The 19,560-nt window shown below is 68.8% G+C and carries 9 protein-coding genes and 1 pseudogene; 9 read left to right on the forward strand and 1 reads right to left on the reverse strand.

Annotated elements, in window-relative coordinates; genetic code table 11:
- Window positions 1-46 precede the first annotated feature (46 nt).
- The 7 genes from pglX (at window position 47) to dapF (ending at window position 15,561) form a co-directional block, all read left to right on the forward strand.
- Window positions 47-3,775, forward strand: coding sequence for a BREX-2 system adenine-specific DNA-methyltransferase PglX (gene pglX / locus IE305_RS00645; protein WP_190127344.1), 3,729 nt, complete (start codon window positions 47-49; stop codon window positions 3,773-3,775).
- A gap of 23 nt (window positions 3,776-3,798) precedes the next feature.
- A complete protein-coding gene (gene pglY / locus IE305_RS00650) occupies window positions 3,799-7,701 on the forward strand; it encodes a BREX-2 system ATPase PglY (RefSeq protein WP_190127345.1) in 3,903 nt (1,300 codons plus the stop codon).
- The gene (pglZ, locus tag IE305_RS00655; protein WP_190127346.1) at window positions 7,701-10,601 is read left to right on the forward strand and encodes a BREX-2 system phosphatase PglZ; all 2,901 of its coding nucleotides are present in this window, start codon (window positions 7,701-7,703) and stop codon (window positions 10,599-10,601) included. Before pglY ends, pglZ begins: the two co-directional genes overlap by 1 nt.
- 121 nt (window positions 10,602-10,722) lie before the next feature.
- Entirely contained in the window at window positions 10,723-12,075 is a 1,353-nt protein-coding gene (gene brxD / locus IE305_RS00660; RefSeq protein ID WP_190127347.1) for a BREX system ATP-binding protein BrxD, read from the forward strand.
- 57 nt (window positions 12,076-12,132) lie between these two features.
- A complete protein-coding gene (locus tag IE305_RS00665; RefSeq protein WP_190127348.1) occupies window positions 12,133-14,292 on the forward strand; it encodes a DEAD/DEAH box helicase in 2,160 nt (719 codons plus the stop codon).
- Between the two features lie 73 nt (window positions 14,293-14,365).
- Window positions 14,366-14,653, forward strand: coding sequence for a hypothetical protein (locus IE305_RS00670; RefSeq protein ID WP_190127349.1), 288 nt, complete (start codon window positions 14,366-14,368; stop codon window positions 14,651-14,653).
- A complete protein-coding gene (gene dapF / locus IE305_RS00675; RefSeq protein ID WP_190127350.1) occupies window positions 14,650-15,561 on the forward strand; it encodes a diaminopimelate epimerase in 912 nt (303 codons plus the stop codon). The genes IE305_RS00670 and dapF overlap by 4 nt, the downstream gene beginning before the upstream one ends.
- Before the next feature lie 7 nt (window positions 15,562-15,568).
- Here the strand turns inward: dapF and IE305_RS00680 are convergent.
- Window positions 15,569-16,109: pseudogene (locus IE305_RS00680) on the reverse strand (alpha-hydroxy-acid oxidizing protein).
- Window positions 16,110-16,916: 807 nt separating this feature from the next.
- Between IE305_RS00680 and IE305_RS00685 the strand changes: the two are divergent.
- Both IE305_RS00685 and IE305_RS00690 read left to right on the forward strand, forming a co-directional pair.
- Window positions 16,917-17,885, forward strand: a complete 969-nt coding sequence (locus IE305_RS00685) for a hypothetical protein (RefSeq protein ID WP_190127351.1) — start codon at window positions 16,917-16,919, stop codon at window positions 17,883-17,885.
- Window positions 17,882-19,108 (forward strand): hypothetical protein, encoded by a 1,227-nt coding sequence (locus tag IE305_RS00690; protein ID WP_190127352.1) that lies wholly within the window; start codon window positions 17,882-17,884, stop codon window positions 19,106-19,108. Before IE305_RS00685 ends, IE305_RS00690 begins: the two co-directional genes overlap by 4 nt.
- The last annotated feature ends 452 nt before the right edge of the window (window positions 19,109-19,560 follow it).

Raw genomic sequence — 19,560 nt, forward strand, 5'->3', positions numbered from 1 at the left:
CTGCCCTTTGACCTGATTTCCCCCCGTTCTCCACAGGAGCCGTTCCGTGATCGACCGCAAGAGCCTCCTTGCCGACCTGCAGAAGCAGGTCAAGGCGGCAGAGACCGACCTTGAGAAGCAGGTCAAGGCCGTCCCGGAGGTCGGGGCACGGCTGCGCGGCGAGTACGAGCAGGCCCGGAAGCTCGGGCGCACGGCGGCGACCTGGAACGCCTGGCTCGGCGAGCGGGTCACCCAGGTCGCCGTGGCCTGGGTTCTCGGCACGGTCTTCGTCCGCTTCAGCGAGGACAACCATCTCATCGCCCAGCCGTACATCACGTCCCCTGATGTGGCCGGCCGGGAGATCGCGCAGGCACGCTACGAGGAGTACCTCGAGAAGGACGCCGACCCGACGTACCGCGGCTGGCTGGAGACGGCCTTCGCCGAACTGGGCGCAGGCCAGGCCGGACGACTGCTCTTCGACCGTGATCACAACCCGCTTTACCAGATTCCGCTCTCGCACGACGGGGCCGGCGCGCTGCTGGCGTTCTGGCGGGAGCAGCGCACTGCCAATGGCGATGGCGAGGCGGATGGCTCCGTTCTCGTGCACGACTTCACCGATCCGCTGAGCGAGGACGGCACCGAGGGCTGGGACACGCGGTTCCTGGGTGACCTGTATCAGGACCTCAGCGAGGCGGCCCGCAAGACGTACGCGCTGCTGCAGACGCCGGAGTTCGTGGAGGAATTCATCCTCGACCGCACGATGACACCGGCGGTACGCGAGTTCGGCTTCGAAGAGCTGAAGATGATCGACCCCACCTGCGGATCCGGTCACTTCGTCCTCGGCGCGTTCCGGCGGCTGGTGCGGATGTGGGCCGAACAGCGCCCCGAGGTGGGCCCGTACGAACGTGTGCGAGCAGCCCTCGAATCCGTGCACGGGGTGGACCTCAACCCGTTCGCGGTCGCGGTGGCACGCTTCCGGCTTCTGGTCGCGGCGATGGCCGCGAGCGGTATGCGGACGTTTGAGGAGGCCCAGCAGTATGAGTGGCCGATCCAGCTCGCGGTCGGCGACTCCCTGATCAAGGACCGGCAGCTGGAGCTGCAGCTGGGTCTTGGGCTGGGGGACGAGGAGTCGGCGGCTGGAGACCCGCTGGCCGAGTTCTCGTACGCGACGGAGGACGTGCACGAGTACCCCGGGATCCTGCAGGAGGGGCGCTACCACGTGGTGGTGGGCAACCCGCCGTACATCACGGTCAAGGACAAGCAGCTCAACCAGCTGTACCGGGAGCTGTACGACGCATGTGCCGGGACGTACGCGCTGTCCGTGCCCTTCGCCCAGCGATTCTTCGAGCTGGCCAAGCGGGGCGGGGCCGACGGCGAGGGCTACGGCATGGTCGGCCAGATTACGGCGAACTCCTTTATGAAGCAGGGGTTTGGCGTGAAGTTGATCGAAGAATATTTCGCCCACAGGGTCGAATTGACGGAAGTTATCGACACCTCCGGCGCGTTTATTCCAGGCCATGGCACGCCGACGGTCATCCTGGTCGGGACTCCTCGTTCAGGCAGCGGTCGCTCGTTGACTATTCGTACCGTGCGAAGTGTGCAAGGTGAGCCTGGGGCCCCAGACGACGCCGAGCAGGGGCTCGTTTGGCAGGCTATTGTTGCGCAGATCGACCGTCCCGGCTCTGTGGGGCGATGGGTTTCTGTCGACGACCTTAGCCGTGAGCGTCACTTTCAGAAGCAGCCCTGGATCTTGCTCGATGGTGGGCGTGAGTTGCTCGAGGAGATTGAAGGCGCGTCAAGCGGACGGCTTCTTGAGAATGTGGCGGAGATTGGTGCTGGCGCAGTACCCCGCGAGCATGAAGCGTATGAGATTGGCGCAGGCGCCCTCCGGCGGCATCGAATTCCGCCAAAATACCAGCGTCCAATCGTAGCCGGTGCAGACATTCGCGATTATTCGGTCGGTGAGGCCGTGCTGTCGATCTGGCCGTATTCGAGTGAAACGCTTGCTGCCGAATGTTCTGGGGCTGTGGAGCGGGTTTTGTGGCCGAACCGGATCCACCTTCAGAGACGCGTTGCGTTTGGCAAGAGTCAGCTTGACCGAGGGCTTTCATGGTTCGAATACTCGATGTTCTTCGCCGAGCGGTACAGGAATCCGCTCTCTATCTCCTATGTAGTTGTGGCGGCGAATAATCAGTTCCTTCTGGATCGTGGCGGGAAAGTCTTCAAACAGTCGGCGCCGGTGATTAAGCTTCAGGCTGAGGCGTCAATCGAAGAGCATCTTCAGCTCCTCGGGGTTCTCAATAGCTCCACTGCCTGTTTCTGGCTGCAGCAAGTCAGCCACAATAAGGGAGAGGGTGGTGGAGCTCGAGTTGATGCTGGCTACTCTGCGATGGGGAGCGAGGCATGGAAGAATAACTATGAAGTAACCGTCGCTAGGCTGCGAACATTCCCTCTCCCGGCCTCTTATCCCACCCTTCTCGCCGCCGCATTGGATCGCCTCGCCCAACAGCTCTCCAAAACAACCCCGGCCGCCCTCGCCGCCCATTCCGTCCCTGCTGCTCCTGCTCTCCGAGAAGCTCAAACCCGCTACAACTCCATTCGCGCTCGCATGATCGCCCTCCAGGAGGAGCTGGACTGGCAGGTGTATAGCCTCTACGGCCTGCAGTCCGATGATCTGCGCCTGCCCGACGTCACCGCCGTACCCGAACTCGCCCTCGGCCAGCGTGCCTTCGAGATCGTGCTTGCGCGGCGGGTCGAGGCCGGGGAAGCGAGCGGCGAGTGGTTCGCGCGGCACGGGTCCACCCCCATCACGGAGATCCCCGCCCACTGGCCCGCCGACTACCGCGCACTCGTGCAGAAGCGCATCGACGTGATCGAGTCGAACCGTGCCATCGGCATGGTCGAGCGCCCCGAGTACAAGCGGCGCTGGGCCACCGAGGGCTGGGACGCGATGCGGCATAAGGCTCTGCGGTCCTGGCTGCTCGACCGGATCGAGGATCGTGCCCACTGGTTCGACGCCAGCGGAAACCCCACGGTCACCACTCTCTCCCGCCTCGCCGAAAGCCTCTCGGCCGACGAGGACTTCACCTCTGTCGCCGAGCTGTACGCACCCCGGCAGGACCTCGTGAAGACCGTCCGCGACCTGCTCTCCGAGGAGCACGTGCCCTTCGTCTCCGCCCTGCGCTACAAGCCCGCCGGGCTGAAGAAGCGTGCCGACTGGGAGTACGTGTGGGAGCTGCAGCGGGAGGAGGATGCCGCGACCGACGAGCCCGCCAAGCGGAAGGTCCGCGAGCGCACCCCCCTGCCGCCGAAGTACACCTCCGCGGACTTCCTGCGGCCGAGCTACTGGCGTGCGCGCGGCAAGCTCGACGTGCCCAAGGAGCGGTTCGTGTCGTACGGCACGGTCAACGTGCAGTCGCCGGAGCTGTACGGGTGGGCCGGCTGGGACCACCTGGAGCAGGCCCTCGCGCTTGCCTCGTACATTCAGCAGGCCGGCCTCGGTGACGAGGAGATCGTGCCGTACCTGGCCGGGCTGCTGGAGCTCCAGCCCTGGCTGGAGCAGTGGTACGGCGAGTACGACCCCGAGTTCGGGGCGTCGCCGGCCGCCGAGATCCTGGCGTTCCGGCAGCAGAAGCAGGGAGAGCTCGGGCTGACCGACGACGCGCTGAGGGCTTGGCGCCCCGCCGCCACTCGCGGGGGTGCGAAAAAGGCTGCCGCGCCGAAGAAGCGCACCGCCGCGAAGGCCGGCGTCCAGACGTCCGTCATGGACACTGTCACCGGCGCAGAGTCCGACTGAGCAGGGCGAGGAGAAGACACGTCATGGCGTTCATGAGCAGGAACAGCCCTCGTCCCGAGGGCCGGCCGCTGCTGCGCGAGCTGATGCGCATCCCGGAGTCGGTGTCCACGTCCGACTTCGTGCTGAAGCTGAACGAGGCGGTCACCCCGGAGGGCGCCGAGGCGGCGCTGAAGGACTACGTCGTCACCGACCGCCTCCTCGGCAACTTCGACGAGGCCCTCGACCTGATCAAGGCGGCGCTCGACAGTCAGTCGTCCAAGGCGGCCTATCTCCACGGTTCGTTCGGTTCCGGTAAGTCGCACTTCATGGCGGTGCTCTACGCGCTGCTGTCGGGGAACCAGGCGGCCCGTGAGCGCGAGGATCTCGACCCGGTGCGGGCCCGGCACTCGTGGCTGGACGCGGGCGACCGCAAGTTCCTGCTGGTGCCGTACCACATGCTGGGTTCGAAGTCCCTTGAGCAGCGTGTGCTCGGCAAGTACGTGGAGCACGTCCGCAGGCTGCACCCCGAATGCCCGTTGCCGCAGGTCTACCGGACCGACGGGCTTTTCGAGGACTTCGCCGAGCAGCGCCGTCGCAACGGCGATGCGTGGGTGATCGAGCAGCTCGCCGACGCCGGTGGCGGCCAGGAGGACGAGTGGGGAGATGCGTTCGCCTGGACCAGTGAGCTGCTCGACCAGGCGGTGAAGGCGCCGGAGGAGCACGAGAACACCAAGGGCCTGGACCTGGACAGTCCGTCCACGCCGCGGGAGCTGCGGGCTCGTCTCGTCCAGGACCTGACCCAGACGCTGTTCCCGGCCTTCGCGCGCAGCGCCTCGGAGGACTCCGACGGGTTCGTCTCGCTGGACAAGGGGCTTGGCATCATCGCCGCGCACGCCAAGGCTCTCGGCTACGACGGGCTCGTGCTGTTCATGGACGAGCTGATCCTGTGGCTGGCCTCACGCATTCACGACCAGAAGTTCGTCTCGCGCGAGGCCGACAAGATCACGAATTTTGTGGAGGGCGGCGACGAGCGGCGTGCCATCCCGGTGGTGTCGTTCATCGCCCGCCAGCGTGACCTGCGGGAACTGGTGGGTGAGGAGATGTCCGGGGCGGCTGAGGCTGCCGTGCAGGACACTCTGAAGCTCAATGGTGGTCGCTACGACGAAATCGTCCTGGAGGACCGGAACCTTCCGCAGATCGCGCAGGCGCGCCTGCTCAGGCCCCTCCCCGGAGCCGAGGCGAAGATCGATGCGGCGTTCGCCGAAGCCAAGAAGCTCGGGCCGGACGTGTGGGACACCCTGCTCGGCCACGACAAGTCCACCACCGGCGCGGACGAGGACGCCTTCCGGCGGACCTACCCGTTCCCGCCGGCCTTCATGGACACCCTGGTGCATATCTCCGCCGCTCTGCAGCGGTCCCGCACCGGCCTGAAGCTTATGAGCCAGTTGCTCGTGGATCACCGCGACGACTGGCGGCTGGGGCAGCTCGTGCCGCTCGGCGATCTGTACCCGGCGATCGCGGGAGGCGGCGACAAGGCGTTCAGCGGGGAGACGAACGTCCACTTCGAGGCAGCGGACAAGCTGTACCGCGACAAGCTGCGCCCGTACCTGCTGAAGACCAACCAGGTCACCGAGGACGACGTCGAGGCTTACCGGCGCCGGCCCGAGACTCTCGGCGACCCCCAGCTGGTAGCCCGCTGCCGGGACTTCACCGGCGACAGCCGGCTCCTGCAGACCCTGCTGCTGTCCGCGCTGGCGCCCAGCGTGCCGGCGCTCGCCGACCTCACCCTCGCACGGCTGCACGCCCTCAACCACGGATCCATCACCACCCGCATCGCGGGTACCGAGGTAGGCCGGCTCGAACAGAAGGTGAAGGAGTGGGCGGCGACCTTCCCGGAGATCAAGGTCACCGGCACAGGGCCGGGCGCGGTGGTCCGTCTTGAGCTCACCGGCGTCGACCTGGACGCCGTCCTCGCGAACGCCCAGGTCCACAACAACCTGGGCAACCGGCGAACCAAGATGCGAAGCCTGCTCAAGGACGCGCTCGGCGTGGGTGACGGGCCCGGCGGCTTCGACGCGTACGACGTGCTCGATCTGGTGTGGAAGGGCACCGAACGGCAGGTCGAAGTGGTCTTCGGCAACGTGGCCGACATCGACTCCCTGTCGGAGGCGGCCCTGCGGCCCAGCCAGGACGACGCTTGGCGGATCGTCGTCGATTTCCCCTACGACGAGGGCGAGTTCGGGCCGATGGACGACGTTCAGCGGCTTCGTGCCCTGCGGGAGAAGCCGGGCGGTGACTCGCGCACCCTGGCGTGGCTGCCCACTCATCTGACCGATGCCTCCCGTAGCGACTTCGAGCGTCTCGTCGTCATCGACAAGGCTCTCGCCGACGAGGTCCGCTTCGACTCCGACTTCGCGCGCAGCCTCAACGCCGACGACAAGGCACGTGCGAAGGGGATGCTGCAGTCGCAGCGCGACATCCTCACCGAGCGCGTCACCCAGGCGCTGCGGCAGGCGTACGGGCTCGCGCAAAAGCAGGAAGGCGTCGTCGATCTCGGCTTCGACACCCACCTCGTCGCCCTCCAGGACGTACCCGGTCTCCAGCTGCCCCTCGGTGCGCAGTTGAATGCCGCCGCCCGCGACCTGGCCGGCAAGCTGCTCGCCCACCAGTACCCCGCTCACCCGGACCTGGACCCCGACGGCACGGGCAGGCCCGTGAAGCCCGCCGAGATCAAGACCGTCTTCGAGTACGTGCGCAAGGCCGCCGAGGACCGCGACGGGCAGGTCGAGGTCGATGCCAAGGACCGCAAGACCATGGCGCGGATCGCGGGCGGACTCGGCCTCGGCACGATGCGGGAGGCGTACTACCGGCAGTCGACCGCCTGGCCCGACCACTTCACCAGTAGGGCCCGCCGGGAGGGCATCGCCGAACCGACCCTGGTCAAGCTCTCCGACTGGAGCGACCACCCCGAACCGCGCGGACTGCCCGAGCCGCTGCGCCGTCTGCTTGCCGCGGCCTATGCGGAGATGACCGACCGGGTGTGGGTACGCGGCGGATTCCCCATCGAACCCGCGCCCGCACCGCACGAGCTGAAGCGGGACTACGCCCTGCGGGAGCAGCCTCTGCCCAGCGAGGAGGACTGGGTGGAAGCCGGCAAGCGGTACGAGACCATCTTCGGGGACCGCGCGCCGCAACTGCGGCGTGGGCGCATCGTCAACCAGTTCGCCGGCCAGATCAAGCAGGCCGCCGCAGCGCTCGCCCAGGACGCCGGGCGGCTTGTGGCAGAGCTGGAGAAGCACCGTGCTTTTCTCCGTCTCGACGACGACTCGCCCCGTCTCGTGCTCGCCAGGCGGGCGCAGGAGCTGGTGAAGTCCCTGACGGAGCCCGGCACCGAGGCCAAGACCGTCGTCGAGCGCCTCGCGCGCTTCGGCCTCGGCGACTTCACCGCTCACCGCTGCGCCATGTCCCTCAAGAGCGCCGGGAAGGTCGCTGCCGCGCTCCAGAACACCAGCTGGGACCAGCTGGGTCTCGCAGACACCCTGGGTGCGGAGGGCGCGGCCATTCTGGAACGGGTGCGGGATGCCGCTGCCGGTGACCCGGGGGACTACCCCGACCTGCCGGCAGTGCTGCACGCCGGCGGCCGCGAGGTGCTGACCCTGCTGAGGTCCCGGCAGACCACGGCGGAACGCCCCCAGCCGGCTCCGACGCCGCCGACCTCCGACAGCGTGGATCTCAACAGCGGCTCCGCGCACCCACTGGTGCTGCCCGAGCCGCCGGAGCCGGTGGCGCAGCCGGATCCCCGTACGCCGTCGCGGCCCGTGGCCCGTTCCGGCGGCGGGCGGACCACGGCCGCACGGGCTGCCGCCGAGCTGCAGGCGGAGATAGCGGCGCTCGCTGCCGAGAACCCCGACGCCACCGTAGAGGTCGTCTGGAAGGTCGTCGACTGATGTCCGGTACGGTCACCACAGCCGGTCCTGCCCGGGTGCCGGCAGGAACCGTCCGTCAGTACCTCGACGGTCGCAGCCGGCTCGGCGACGGCAGGGTTCGTGTCCTGCTGCTGCGGGCGGCTCCCGCCTGGGACGCGCCCGCCGTGCAGGAGACGGCGGGCGGACTGCAGGTGAGGGTGGCCGTCGCGCCCTCGGTGCTCGCCGTGCACGAGCAGATCCTGGCCCACCTCGACGCGGCAACTCCTCCCGACCCCAAGGTCCTGGTCGTCCTCACCGACCGCGAGGACACCGACATCGACCCCGCCCTGCTCGCCCGGGTCTACGGCGGGCAGATCCGGTCCGTCGACAACTGGCAGGTCGTGCAGGACGCATTCGGTGCGCGCGACATCGACGGGCGGTTGCGCGGCGAGACCTGGGTGGCCGAAGCGCTCCTCGATGTGGCGGCCACCCGCCGCTGGCCGTCGCTCGGCAAGAGCCTGCTCGCCCGCGACGAAGCCCTCATCCGGCTGGCCCGGCGCCGGCTCAGGCTCGGCCGCCACGACACGGACGAGCTGGGCGGAGCCGCCGTGTTTGACGACGGGGACCGGATCGACGCCGCCACCTTGTTCCGGTGGACCCTCACCCCCGGTGGTCCCGGCCTCCTGCGCGACCTGCGTGGACCGGAACGGGCCGGCTTGTCCCGCTTCCTCGCCGAACCCGAACAGGCCGGCTCCGCCGGAAAGATCATCACAGCCCTGGTGGATGCCGGACACGGCACCGACGCCGCCGCGTATGCCGTCGTCTGCGCCGCCCTGTGGGGGCACGCGGAAGCCGACCACGACCTGTACCGGGCGCGGGGGCGTGCGGAGCGGTGGCTCGGAGAGCAGCCGCCCGCTCAGGGCGACGAGCTCGACGCGCTTCTGGCCTCCTTCGGCCACAGCGGTGAGGCGTACGTCCGCGGCCTCGTCGACCGGGGCGAACACCGGCTCGCCGACCCGGTCCTCTCCCGGGCTGCACAGCTCGTCGTCCAGTTCGGGGCTCAGGCCGCCGCCGCTGCCAGCCCGCTGCTCCCGGCCGGTCTCGAGGCACGCTTCACCGCCGCAGGCCATGCTCTCGCCCACGGCGCCGGTGAGGTGGTCACGGATGCCGTCACCGCGCTGGCCGACCACGCGCTGGCCGCCGACAGCGCTACCCAGGCCAGGATCGAACGCGTACGGATGGCGGCGCGGCTGTGCCAGTGGCTCGCCACCGGGCCCGGGACCGATATCGCCTCGGTGGCCGACGGCATTGATCGCCAGATCCGGGAACTCGGCTGGGTGGACCGAGCCCTGGAACACCTGGAAGCGGGTGGCGACCCGGACCCTGTCCTCGCCGACGCGTACAGCCGGATCGGCGCACAGGTACGCGACAAGCGACGGGAGGTGGACCACGCGTTCTCCGAACGACTCGCGGTGTGGACGGCCGACGGTACTGCCCCCGGAGCCATGCTCACCGTGGAAACCTTCCTTAACCGCGTCGTCGCCCCCGTCGTCGCTTGTCCCGGCAGACGTGTCCTGCTCCTGCTCGTCGACGGCATGAGCGCGGCCATAGCAGCCGAGCTCGGCGAGGAACTGCGCCGGCAGTGGGCGGAGTACGACCCGCTCACCGACGCGCCCGGAGCACCCGCCCGGCGCGCCGTGGCCGCGGCCCTGCCCACCCTCACCGCCGTGTCGCGCACCTCGTTGTTCGCGGGCACCCTGATGAAGGGTGACCAGAACGACGAGAAACGGCTCTTCCCTCAGCACCCCTGCTGGAACGGAGCCCCGGCAGCGATCTTCCACAAGGACGACTTGCGCGGACCCGACACCGGCTCGCCCTTCTCCACCGCACTGGCCGAAGCTCTGGCCGACGAACGCACCAACGTCGCCGTGGTCCTCAACACCATCGACGACCGCCTCGCCAAGGAACAGAAACTCGGCGACGGCGCATGGCTGGTCAAGGAGATCGGCGGCCTGGAACCGCTGCTGCGCGCCGCCCGCGCGAACGGCATGGCCGTCCTCCTCACCTCCGACCACGGCCATGTGATCGAACGGCGTGGCACCAGGATCGACGCTGCCGGGGCCGCCGTGGGATCGGCCCGTCACCGCAGCCCCGGGGGGCCGCTCGCCTCCGCCGAGATCGAACTGTCCGGACCCCGCGTCGTCTGGCCGGAACCCGGATCGCGGATCGTCGCGCTGAGAGAACACGACACCCGGTACACCGCGCTCAAGGCGGGCTACCACGGCGGTGCGACCCTCGCCGAGTTCACCATTCCGCTGCTCGCCCTGCTGCCCTTCGGCGCCGAGGCGCCCACGGGATGGCGTGAGCTGGGCGACACCGCACCCTCCTGGTGGTCGGCGGATGCCCAGGCTGCTGCCGCAGCCGAGGCCGGGCCCGGGACCGGAGCCGAGACCAGTGCGATGCCCGATGCCGCCGGCGAACGTTCCCGCCGTAAGCAGTCCAAGAAGGCCGCCCCCGCGGCAACCGAGGGTGCCATCGGCCTGTTTGGTGAGGACGAGGTGACACCCCCCGCACTCCAGGACGCGGCTGGCCCTACCGTTGGGACCGCCCCCGGCCCGGACCGGGCGGAGGACCCTGCCGTCGCCCTGGTCGAGCGCCTCATGGCCACCGATCTCTACCAGGCGCAGCTGGACCTGCTCGCACGCAAGCCACGCGACAAGTCCGTCCTCCCGAAGGCCCTGGCCGCGCTCGTCGAAGCAGGCACCCTGCCCATGACCGCTCTCGCTGAACGAGCCGGCCAGCCCGCTACCCGAGCCCCGGGCTTCGCAGCGACCCTGGCCCAGCTCCTCAACTACGACGGAGCACAGATCCTGGAGATCCTCCCCGACAACCGGACCCTGCGCCTGCACCGCGCCCAGCTGATCGAGCAGTTCGGCCTGTGAGCCGGAGCCTCGCAGCCATGACGGCTGGGCCGGCTCACCGGCCCAGCCGGTCCGTATGCCGGCGGCCCGGTGTCCGTTGGGGTGTCGGGCCAGGTGGGCGCCCGGATGGGAGACTGTCCGGGTGAACACGCTGGGATCTTCAACACCCGGGGCCGCCGCCTCGATCGGCGCCGTACGGCGCCGTGCCGTGGTCGACGCGCTGCGGCGTGGCGCCGTGCCCGAAAGCGGTCTCGACCTGCTCGCCACCGGCCTCGACCGCTTCGAGCGGGCAGTGGACCAGGAGCTGGAGAGCGTCGCCGCCGGCGGCTCGGTGTTCAAGGCCGTGCGCGGCGAATACGGATCGGGCAAGACCTTCTTCACCCGCTGGCTCGGCGAACGCGCCAAACGGCGCACGTTCGCCGTAGCCGAAGTACAGGTGTCGGAGACCGAGACTCCCCTGCACAAGCTGGAGACCGTCTACCGTCGGCTCACCGAGCGCCTGACCACGGCGAGCTTCCCGCCGAGCGCCCTGCGGCCGGTGGCCGACGCCTGGTTCTACGCGCTGGAGGAGGACGCCCTCGCCGACGGCGCGAGCGATAAGGAACTCTCGCAGGCCGTGGAGAGGCTGCTCACCGCCCGCCTCGCCGAGGTGTCCCGGCACGCCCCCGCCTTCGCCACTGCCCTGCGCGGATACAAGCAGTCCCTGGACGCCGGAGACGAGGCCACCGCCGCCGCGGTCATGGCCTGGCTCGGCGGTCAGCCACACGTCGCCGCGACCGCCCGGCGCAGCGCGGGCGTCCGAGGCGACCTCGACCACTTCGGCGCCTTCGGCTTCCTGCAGGGCCTGCTCACCGTGCTCCGGGACGCCGGGCACGCCGGCCTCGTCCTCGTCCTGGACGAAGTCGAGACCTTGCAGCGGGTTCGCTCCGACGCCCGCGACAAGGCGCTCAACGCGCTGCGGCAGCTCATCGACGAGGTCCACTCCGGCCGCTTCCCCGGCCTGTACCTCGTCATCACCGGCACGCCCGCCTTCTACGACGGACAGCAGGGCGTACAGCGCCTCCCGCCGCTGGCTCAGCGCCTCGCCACCGACTTCACCACCGACCCCCGCTTCGACAACCCCCGGGCTGTACAGATCCGACTGCCCGGATTCACCGAGGAATCCCTGACCCGCCTGGGCGCCACCATCCGTGACCTGTACGCGGAAGGCTCCCAGTCCCCGGACCGGATCAAGCAACTCGCCGACGACGCCTACCTCGCCGAACTGGCGCGGGTCGTGGGCGGGGCCCTAGGGGGAAAAGTCGGGGTGGCGCCGCGGCTGTACCTGAAGAAGCTGGTCGGTGACGTCCTCGACCGGATCGACCAGTTCTCCGACTTCGACCCGCGCACGCACTACAAGCTGACCGTGGGCAGCGGTGACCTGACGGCCGTGGAACGGAACTTCGCCGCGGCCATGCCGGCCGCCTCGGCGGACGATCTCGACCTCGAACTCTGAAGGCCCGTCTTCGACGTACCGCCCCTCTGACGGACCCGTGCAGGAGCAGTCACAGACATGCAGGAGCAGTCGCGCGTCACCGACCCGGCAGAACGCCTCGACCCGGTCGTCCTGCACCACATCGTCAACACCCTCGGGTGGCCCGACCTGCGCCCCCTGCAGAAGGCCGGCGTGCATCCGCTGATGGACGGCGAGGACGCGATCCTGCTCGCGCCGACGGCAGGCGGGAAGACCGAGGCCGCCGTCTTCCCTCTGCTGTCCGCCATGCGGGAGAAAAGCTGGACCGGGACCTCCGTCCTCTACCTGGCCCCGCTCAAGGCGCTTCTGAACAACCTGGTACACCGGGTCGACAGCTACGCCCAGTGGGTCGGCCGTCGAGCCGCCCTATGGCACGGCGACACCCCCGAGTCCGTACGCCGCCGCATCCGCACTGAATCACCCGACTTCCTGCTCACCACGCCCGAGTCCCTCGAAGCGATACTCATCAGCGCCAAGAGCGACCACACGCACATGCTGGGGCACGTGCGCGCCGTCGTCGTCGACGAAGTACACGCCTTCGCTGGGGACGACCGCGGCTGGCACCTGCTCGCCGTACTCGAACGCCTGGAACGGCTGGCCCGCCGGCGTATTCAGCGCGTCGGTCTGTCCGCAACCGTCGGTAACCCCGACGCGCTTCTGACCTGGCTCCAGGGCGCGAGCCCCGCCGACCGCCCCGGCCGGGTCGTCGCCCCCGGGGTCACGCTGCCCCGCACCGACTCCGCTGCGACCGTCCCCGCAGACCTCCCGCGCCCCGCAGGGGACGTGGAGCTCGACTACGTCGGATCCCTCGCCAATGCCGCCAAGGTGATTTCCGCCCTGCACCGGGGGGAGAAACGCCTTGTTTTCTGCGACTCCCGCAGGCAGGTCGAAGAACTCGGCGCGGCACTGAGAGCCCGCGACGTCACCGTGTTCCTCTCCCACGCATCCCTCTCCACCGACGAACGTGCACGCTCCGAGCAGGCATTCGCCGAAGCACGCGACTGTGTCATCGTCTCCACCTCCACCCTCGAGCTCGGCATCGACGTCGGTGATCTCGACCGCGTCATCCAGATCGACTCACCCAGCACCGTGGCCTCGTTCCTGCAGCGCATCGGCCGCACCGGACGCCGCCCCGGAACCTCCCGCAACTGCCTGTTCCTCACCACCCGGCCCGACACCCTGCTCCAGGCCGCCGGCCTGCTCACGCTGTGGACCCGTGGGTGGGTCGAGCCCGTCACCCCGCCCCCCTCACCCCGTCACCTCGTCGTACAGCAGCTCCTCGCCATCACTCTGCAGGAACACCGCATCGGCGACCGCCTGTGGCCCGAACAATGGAACGGCCTCGCCCCCTTCGACCGCTCCGCCACCCCCCTCCTGTCCCACCTTGTCGATGGCGGCTTCCTGGACAGTGACGGCGGCATGCTGTTCGTCGGCCCCGAAGCCGAGAAGCACTTCGGCCGCCGGCACTTCATGGAATTGACCGCCTCGTTCACCGCGCCGCCCGAGTTCACCGTGCTCGCCGGACGCACCGAGATCGGCACCACCGATCCCACCGTCCTCACAGAAGAACGACCGGGCCCGCGCCGCCTGCTGCTGGCCGGCCGCAGCTGGCAGGTCACGTTCATCGACTGGGCCCGACGCCGCGCCTTCGTGGAACCCGTCGAGGACGGCGGCATCGCCAAATGGCAGGGCACCGAAGCCCGCGGCCTTTCCTACGTCCTCACCCGAGCCATGCGTGACGTCCTGCTCGGCACCGACCCCGACGTCCGCCTCACCCGCCGCGCCACCGCGACCCTCGCCGAACTCCGCATGGACCGGGCCCCCCACGAAGTACACCCGGCAGGCACCTTGCTGGTCCGCGACGCAGACGCCACCCGCTGGTGGACCTGGGCCGGCTACCGCGCCAACGTCACCATCACCGCCTCCCTCGGCAACCTCGCCGACCCCGTCCAGCGCCCCACCGACACGCACGTCCGCCTGCGCCAGGACCTCAGCCTCGGCGACTGGAAGGCCGCACGCGCAGAACTCCCCGACTCCCTGACCCTGCCGACCGTCGACCCGCGCGCCGTTCGCGGCCTGAAGTTCTCCGCCGCCCTGCCGCCCCGAATCGCCACCGCCACACTCGCTGAACGCCTCGCCGACTTCGACAGTGCGCTGTTGGTTGCGCGCGAGCCTGTGCGCCTGGAGTGGGGTGGTTGAAGCACGGAAGTCCAGGTGGGGTTCTAGTCGCAGCCGCTGTGGGGGACCAATAAGAACTCTCAGTAATCGCCAGATGAATCGGGATGCAGTGGGCCACGACCGTCGCCGGAACGCCGCCGTACGCACAGCAGCCGTTGCTCTCGCCGCCCGCCTCGCCGAGCTGACCGGCATTGCGCCCCGCATCACCGACGAACCCCATGCCGTCCGCATCGAAGTCGACGTCACCGATGCCGCGTTACGCCGCTGGACGGAGCTGCTGGCGATCCTCGAACGCGGCACCGACTACGGCGTCACCAACGTGCCCAGCGGACAAGTCGCCTGGATGCGCATCGAGTCGCCGAGAAGAGGCCCCCGCCCGTGACCACACCGCAGCTCGACGGCCTGCCCTTCGCCAAGGGCCACGGCTGTCAGAACAGCTTCCTGCTCCTTCCCGATCCCGCCGGTTGCCTCGACCTCACCCCCGACGAGATACGCCGGCTGGCCGACACCCACACCGGCGCCGGAGCCGACGGCATACTGCGCGTGGTGCGCTGCACCGCCACCCCCGAGGCCGCCGCGATGGCAGGGGCAGCCGAATGGTTCATGGACTACCGCAACGCCGACGGCAGCCTCGGTGCGATGTGCGGCAATGGGATCCGCCTCTTCGCCCGGTACTTGGTCGATGCCGGCCATTGCGCGCCGGGCACCCTTGCCATTGCCACGCGGGCCGGAGTCCGTCACGTTCGTGTCCCGCCGGAGAGCGATGGCGCACAAGGCCAGGTGAGCGTCGTCATGGGCAGCCCCGCGTTCCCCGGCCCCGACCACATCACGATCGTCGCCGCCGGACGCCGGTGGCCCGCGACCCATGTCGACATGGGCAACCCCCACGCCGTCGTCTTCGTCGACGACCTCGCCGACGCCGGCACCCTGCACGTCCCTCCCACCACAGAACCCGCCGACGCCTACCCTCACGGCTTCACCACGGAATTTGTGGCCGTCCGCGGTCCGGGACACCTGGCCCTGCGTGTCCACGAACGCGGCGTCGGCGAAACCCGCGCCTGCGGCACCGGCGCCTGCGCCGCCGTCGCTGCCCACCGACGCCGTGCCCATGACACCCGGGCCGCCGATTACCGCGTCGATCTCCTGGGTGGGCGGTTGCACGTGGCTGTCGCCGGTGACGGCACCATGACTCTCGCCGGGCCTGCTGTCATCACCGCCCATGGCGTGATCGGCCTTCCGGGCTCGGTGGAGAGCACTGATCCGCTCTGGGAGCTCGAAGGCGTGCGATGAGAGAACGCTATAGAAATAGAAGGCGCAGGACGAGTGCGTCCCGCGTGAGGCTTTGTGGGGTGGTGAAGCCGGCCAGGGCGAGGGTGAGCTTGAACCCGGCGAGGAGGGTGCAGATGACATGCTCCGCTCCGGGTCGGCCTTCGAGGGGCAGGACGTGGACGTAGGGGCGGCCGAGCAGGACCGTGCGTGCGCCGAGCGCGAGGGCCTTGAAGATCGTCGCCGGTGCGGATGCCGCTGTCGCACAGGGCGTCGAGGCGGTCGCCGACAGCATCGGCGATGCCGGGGAGGGCATCCGCCGACCCGACGGCGCCGTTGATCTGACGGCCACAGTGGTGGGAGACGACCACGCCGGTCATGCCCGTGTCCGCCGCGCGCTGGGCGTCGGCCGGGTGCTCAATCCCCTTGAGCACGATCGGCCCATCCCAGTGCTCGCGGATGAAAGAGAGGTCCTCCCAGGTTTTGTGGGGGTCACCGGGCGCGGTGAGGGCCGGCCCGAGCCGGTGGGCTTGCCGGTCAAGTGCGGTGTCGCGGGTTGGTCGCGGTGGCAACGAGCTCGCCGCGGCCTTTTTCTTGGGAGTAGGCGCGCCGGGCCGCGCGGCTGCTGCCTTGAGATTGTGGCCGTCATCCGTCCGCGGTCATGTCCATCGCTGACGCTCGTATGACGCTCTGACCGCTTCCGACGCCCGTCGCTCGACGCGAATACCATGGCTGACCTGCGGCTTCTACCAGCATCCGGGGTGCCGACACCTTTTCGATGACGCATCATGTGGAGTGCGTGGCGATTTTGAAGCGGGCGGCGAAGGACGCCTGACCTGCGCCTTTCGCGATGCGCACTATGGGCGTTACGTGCGGTACAGGCGATGTCGTGGCGCTCATCCTGAGCGTGTGTCAGGGGCCTTGCCGGCAGGCTGCGGGCCCTAGGCCCGGCCGTAGTCGCCTGCTTCAGGGCGCGAGTCCCGATAGCAGGACCCGGATCTCCGCGTGATCACTGCTCTGGTGCGGGTGGGCCGCTGAGGTGGCCGGTGAGCATGCTCCTCGGGTCCTCGGGGGTGAATCCCGGTCGAGTGACTGGATAAATGCGGCCTGAGTGGCGGGAGTTGACCAGAGGAGCCTTGTGGGGTACTTCTAAGGGGCGTCGATCTTCATCGTCGTTTTTGCTCGACACTTGGACCGCCAAATCCGGGTGGCCCCGTGAGGGGCACTGCGATCCTCGGAAGCGTCTGGGCAAGGGGCCCTGGCGGGACCACGGTGAAGGTTCAGCGGCAACGGGATGCGGCAGGCGCCACGGAGCACATCGCTAGCCGTCGGGCTGCGGTCCCCTTCGTGGGCGGACGAGTTATCCATCTTCTGGAGTCGTGCCGCTGAAGCCGGCACAGCACTGGGCTGTGTTCGGTGGTGTCACGATGGGCCCTGAGCCAGTGACTGAAAACATACCTCTCTTCCAGGAACCGCAGATCTTCCAGCCGTCCGTGAGTCTTTCCGCGGCGGCCGCCGAGGATCTCGAGGAGCTCAGCATCACGCGCCGGCCGCAGCCGCTGCCGGATGTGCCGGAGACGTCCGCGCTGCGCAAGGTTGCCGCGAGGCTGGAGAAGAACCCGCGCACCAACCTCAGCGAGGGTGCCCGCAAGGCAGCCGCTGCCCTGCAGGTGGAGCCCGAGCGGGCCGCGCTGCTCGTCACAACGCAGCCCAACGGCGTCTCGCTTCTGAGTGAGGTCTCGGTCCCGGGCGGCTCGCTGTACGTCATTGAGTGCCGGGCCTGGACTCGCATGCTCTTCCCGCTCTACCAGCCGCGCATCGCCGCCCTGTCGCTTGCCGTGCCGCCCCCGAAACTGCTGGACGAGCACGACGCCAACGGCCCGCTGGCGCAGGCCCAGTGCAAGTTCGACAGCCCCAGGCAGCTTGCGGATCTGGTCCGCGAAACCGTCTCCGGCACGCTGCATGTGCCCAAGGCCGACTACTCCGACTCGATCCTGCAGCGCGGGGTGTCCGAGCCCCTGCTCGTCATCCTGGTGCGGGTCACCTTCGCCGACAACTCGCCTGACCGGGTACTGCCGGTCGTCGTCGACGGCATCTCCCGGCTGTCCTCCGCCGCCAAGACCCGCACTGGCAAGAGCATCGCCGGTGCTGCCGATGCAGTTGTTGAGGACCTTCTGCGCGACGCCAACTCCCTGCGCCGTGCCATCCGTGAAGAGGTCGCCCACTACAACTCCGCCTACCAGCGAGGACTGTCGGACCAGGTAGTCCGCGTCGGCCAGGCCGCCACTGTCCCCGTGCGCTTGGTCGTCGGCGCCCGCAACGGCGACACCATGGAGGTCAACCTGTGACCACGCAGACCGCAATGCAGACGTCCGCGATGTCGTTTGTGACGATGGTCGAAAACTTGGTCGCTGGCGAGCACCTGGAGAAGAATCCGTGGACGCCGGACGCGATGTGGCACAACATCGCCAACCAGACCATCGACGCCTTGGTGGCCCGCGGCAAGCTGCGCCGTGAGGAAGCCGATGTCATCACCGGGCAGACCCCGCTGGCGGAACTGCCCACAGTGCTCGGCTGCCCGGATCCTTCGCCCATCTGGCGGTGTATCTACACCGCCTACCGTCTTACCGCAGGTTCGTCCTTCAGCGAGACGAAGGCCGAGATCCGCAACATCATGGCGCGCCGCGCGGTGACCACCAAACAGTTCAGCTTCATGCTGGGTGTCATCGTCGACCGGGACGTCCGGCGCTCCAAGGCGCGCAAGGAGCCCGGGGCACGGCGGCCCGCGTCCCTGCAGAGGGCTCGCAACGCCTTCGGGGACGGTGGCTTCCTCACCGAGGATGTACCGGGCCGGCAGTGGTTCCCGGTGTTCGAGCCGCTGTCGCAGTTGCTGGAACGCGCCCTGGGCGGTGACCGCGACGCCCGGATCACACTCATGATCGGCGGTGGTTTCGCACTGATGATGGACGGCCACCTCACTCGGGACCGTGAGTCGAAACTGTTCGAGGGCAGTGCCCCGTTCCGAGGGTCACCCCCGGCCATCCTCACTGACCTAGCCGGGCATGAACACGGCCTGCGCATGCTCGCCGCCGCATGGCAGCACTGGGACCCGTCCAAGCCGGAGCACGAGTACGACATCCCCGTCGTCAACGCTGACGGCAGCGTGGCCATCGCCGGCGACACCCGCGAGACCCGAAGCCCCGAACGTCTGACCGAGTACCGGCTCTACGAGATCGCCAGCCCGGCGAAGGCTATGGCCGGCTTCCTCAAGCAGCAGGAGGCACGCAAGGCCCGCAACCAGGCCGCAACTCCTGAGGACCGCGACCGGCACAACCGGGAACGCCTCGCCATGGCCCTGGACATCGCCAAGGACGCGGCCACCGCCCTGAAGAACTCCCCTGTCTCCCCGCCGCCGCACCCCTTCGGCATGTACGAGGAGTGGGAACGCACCCGGAACACCGCCCACCAGGTCTACGAGATCCTCGTCAGGGCGGAACCTGATCCCGAAGAGGGCTTCATCTCAAGCACGGATCCCGAAGAGGACGAGGACGCCGAGCACGACAACGCATGACCCGACAGGTGAGGGCCGTCTCTACAGGGGCAGCCCTCACTTGGTGCGAGACTTAGGTGTCGAGTCTTGGAACATCCACATGCTCCTGAAACAACGCCTCGACTGATCAGACGCTGACCTCCCCTTACGAGGAACAGTCGGGCCCGCGTGGCCAGCGACCTTTCTGCTGTGGGCCGTTTCAGCAGGCACCCGGGAACGTGGAACCCGGCTGTCGCCTCAGTGCGGGGGGCTGACAGCTCCCCGCCATGCGGGCTCACGCTCGTTTGACGCTCTGGGCGTACGGCAGATCGCGCAGGATCTAGTCATGTGCCCTTTGGTCTGCGGTTCCTTTTGTTCCTCCCCTCACGGCGTGGTTCGGATGACGCATCACGTGGAGTGCGTGGCAATCCTCAAGCCTGTCGCGAAGGGTGTGTGACCTGCGCCCTTCTCAGTGCGCATGATCGCCCCTAGGT

This window comes from Streptomyces mashuensis, from assembly GCF_014654785.1.
GTDB classification, from domain to species: Bacteria; Actinomycetota; Actinomycetes; order Streptomycetales; family Streptomycetaceae; genus Streptomyces; species Streptomyces mashuensis.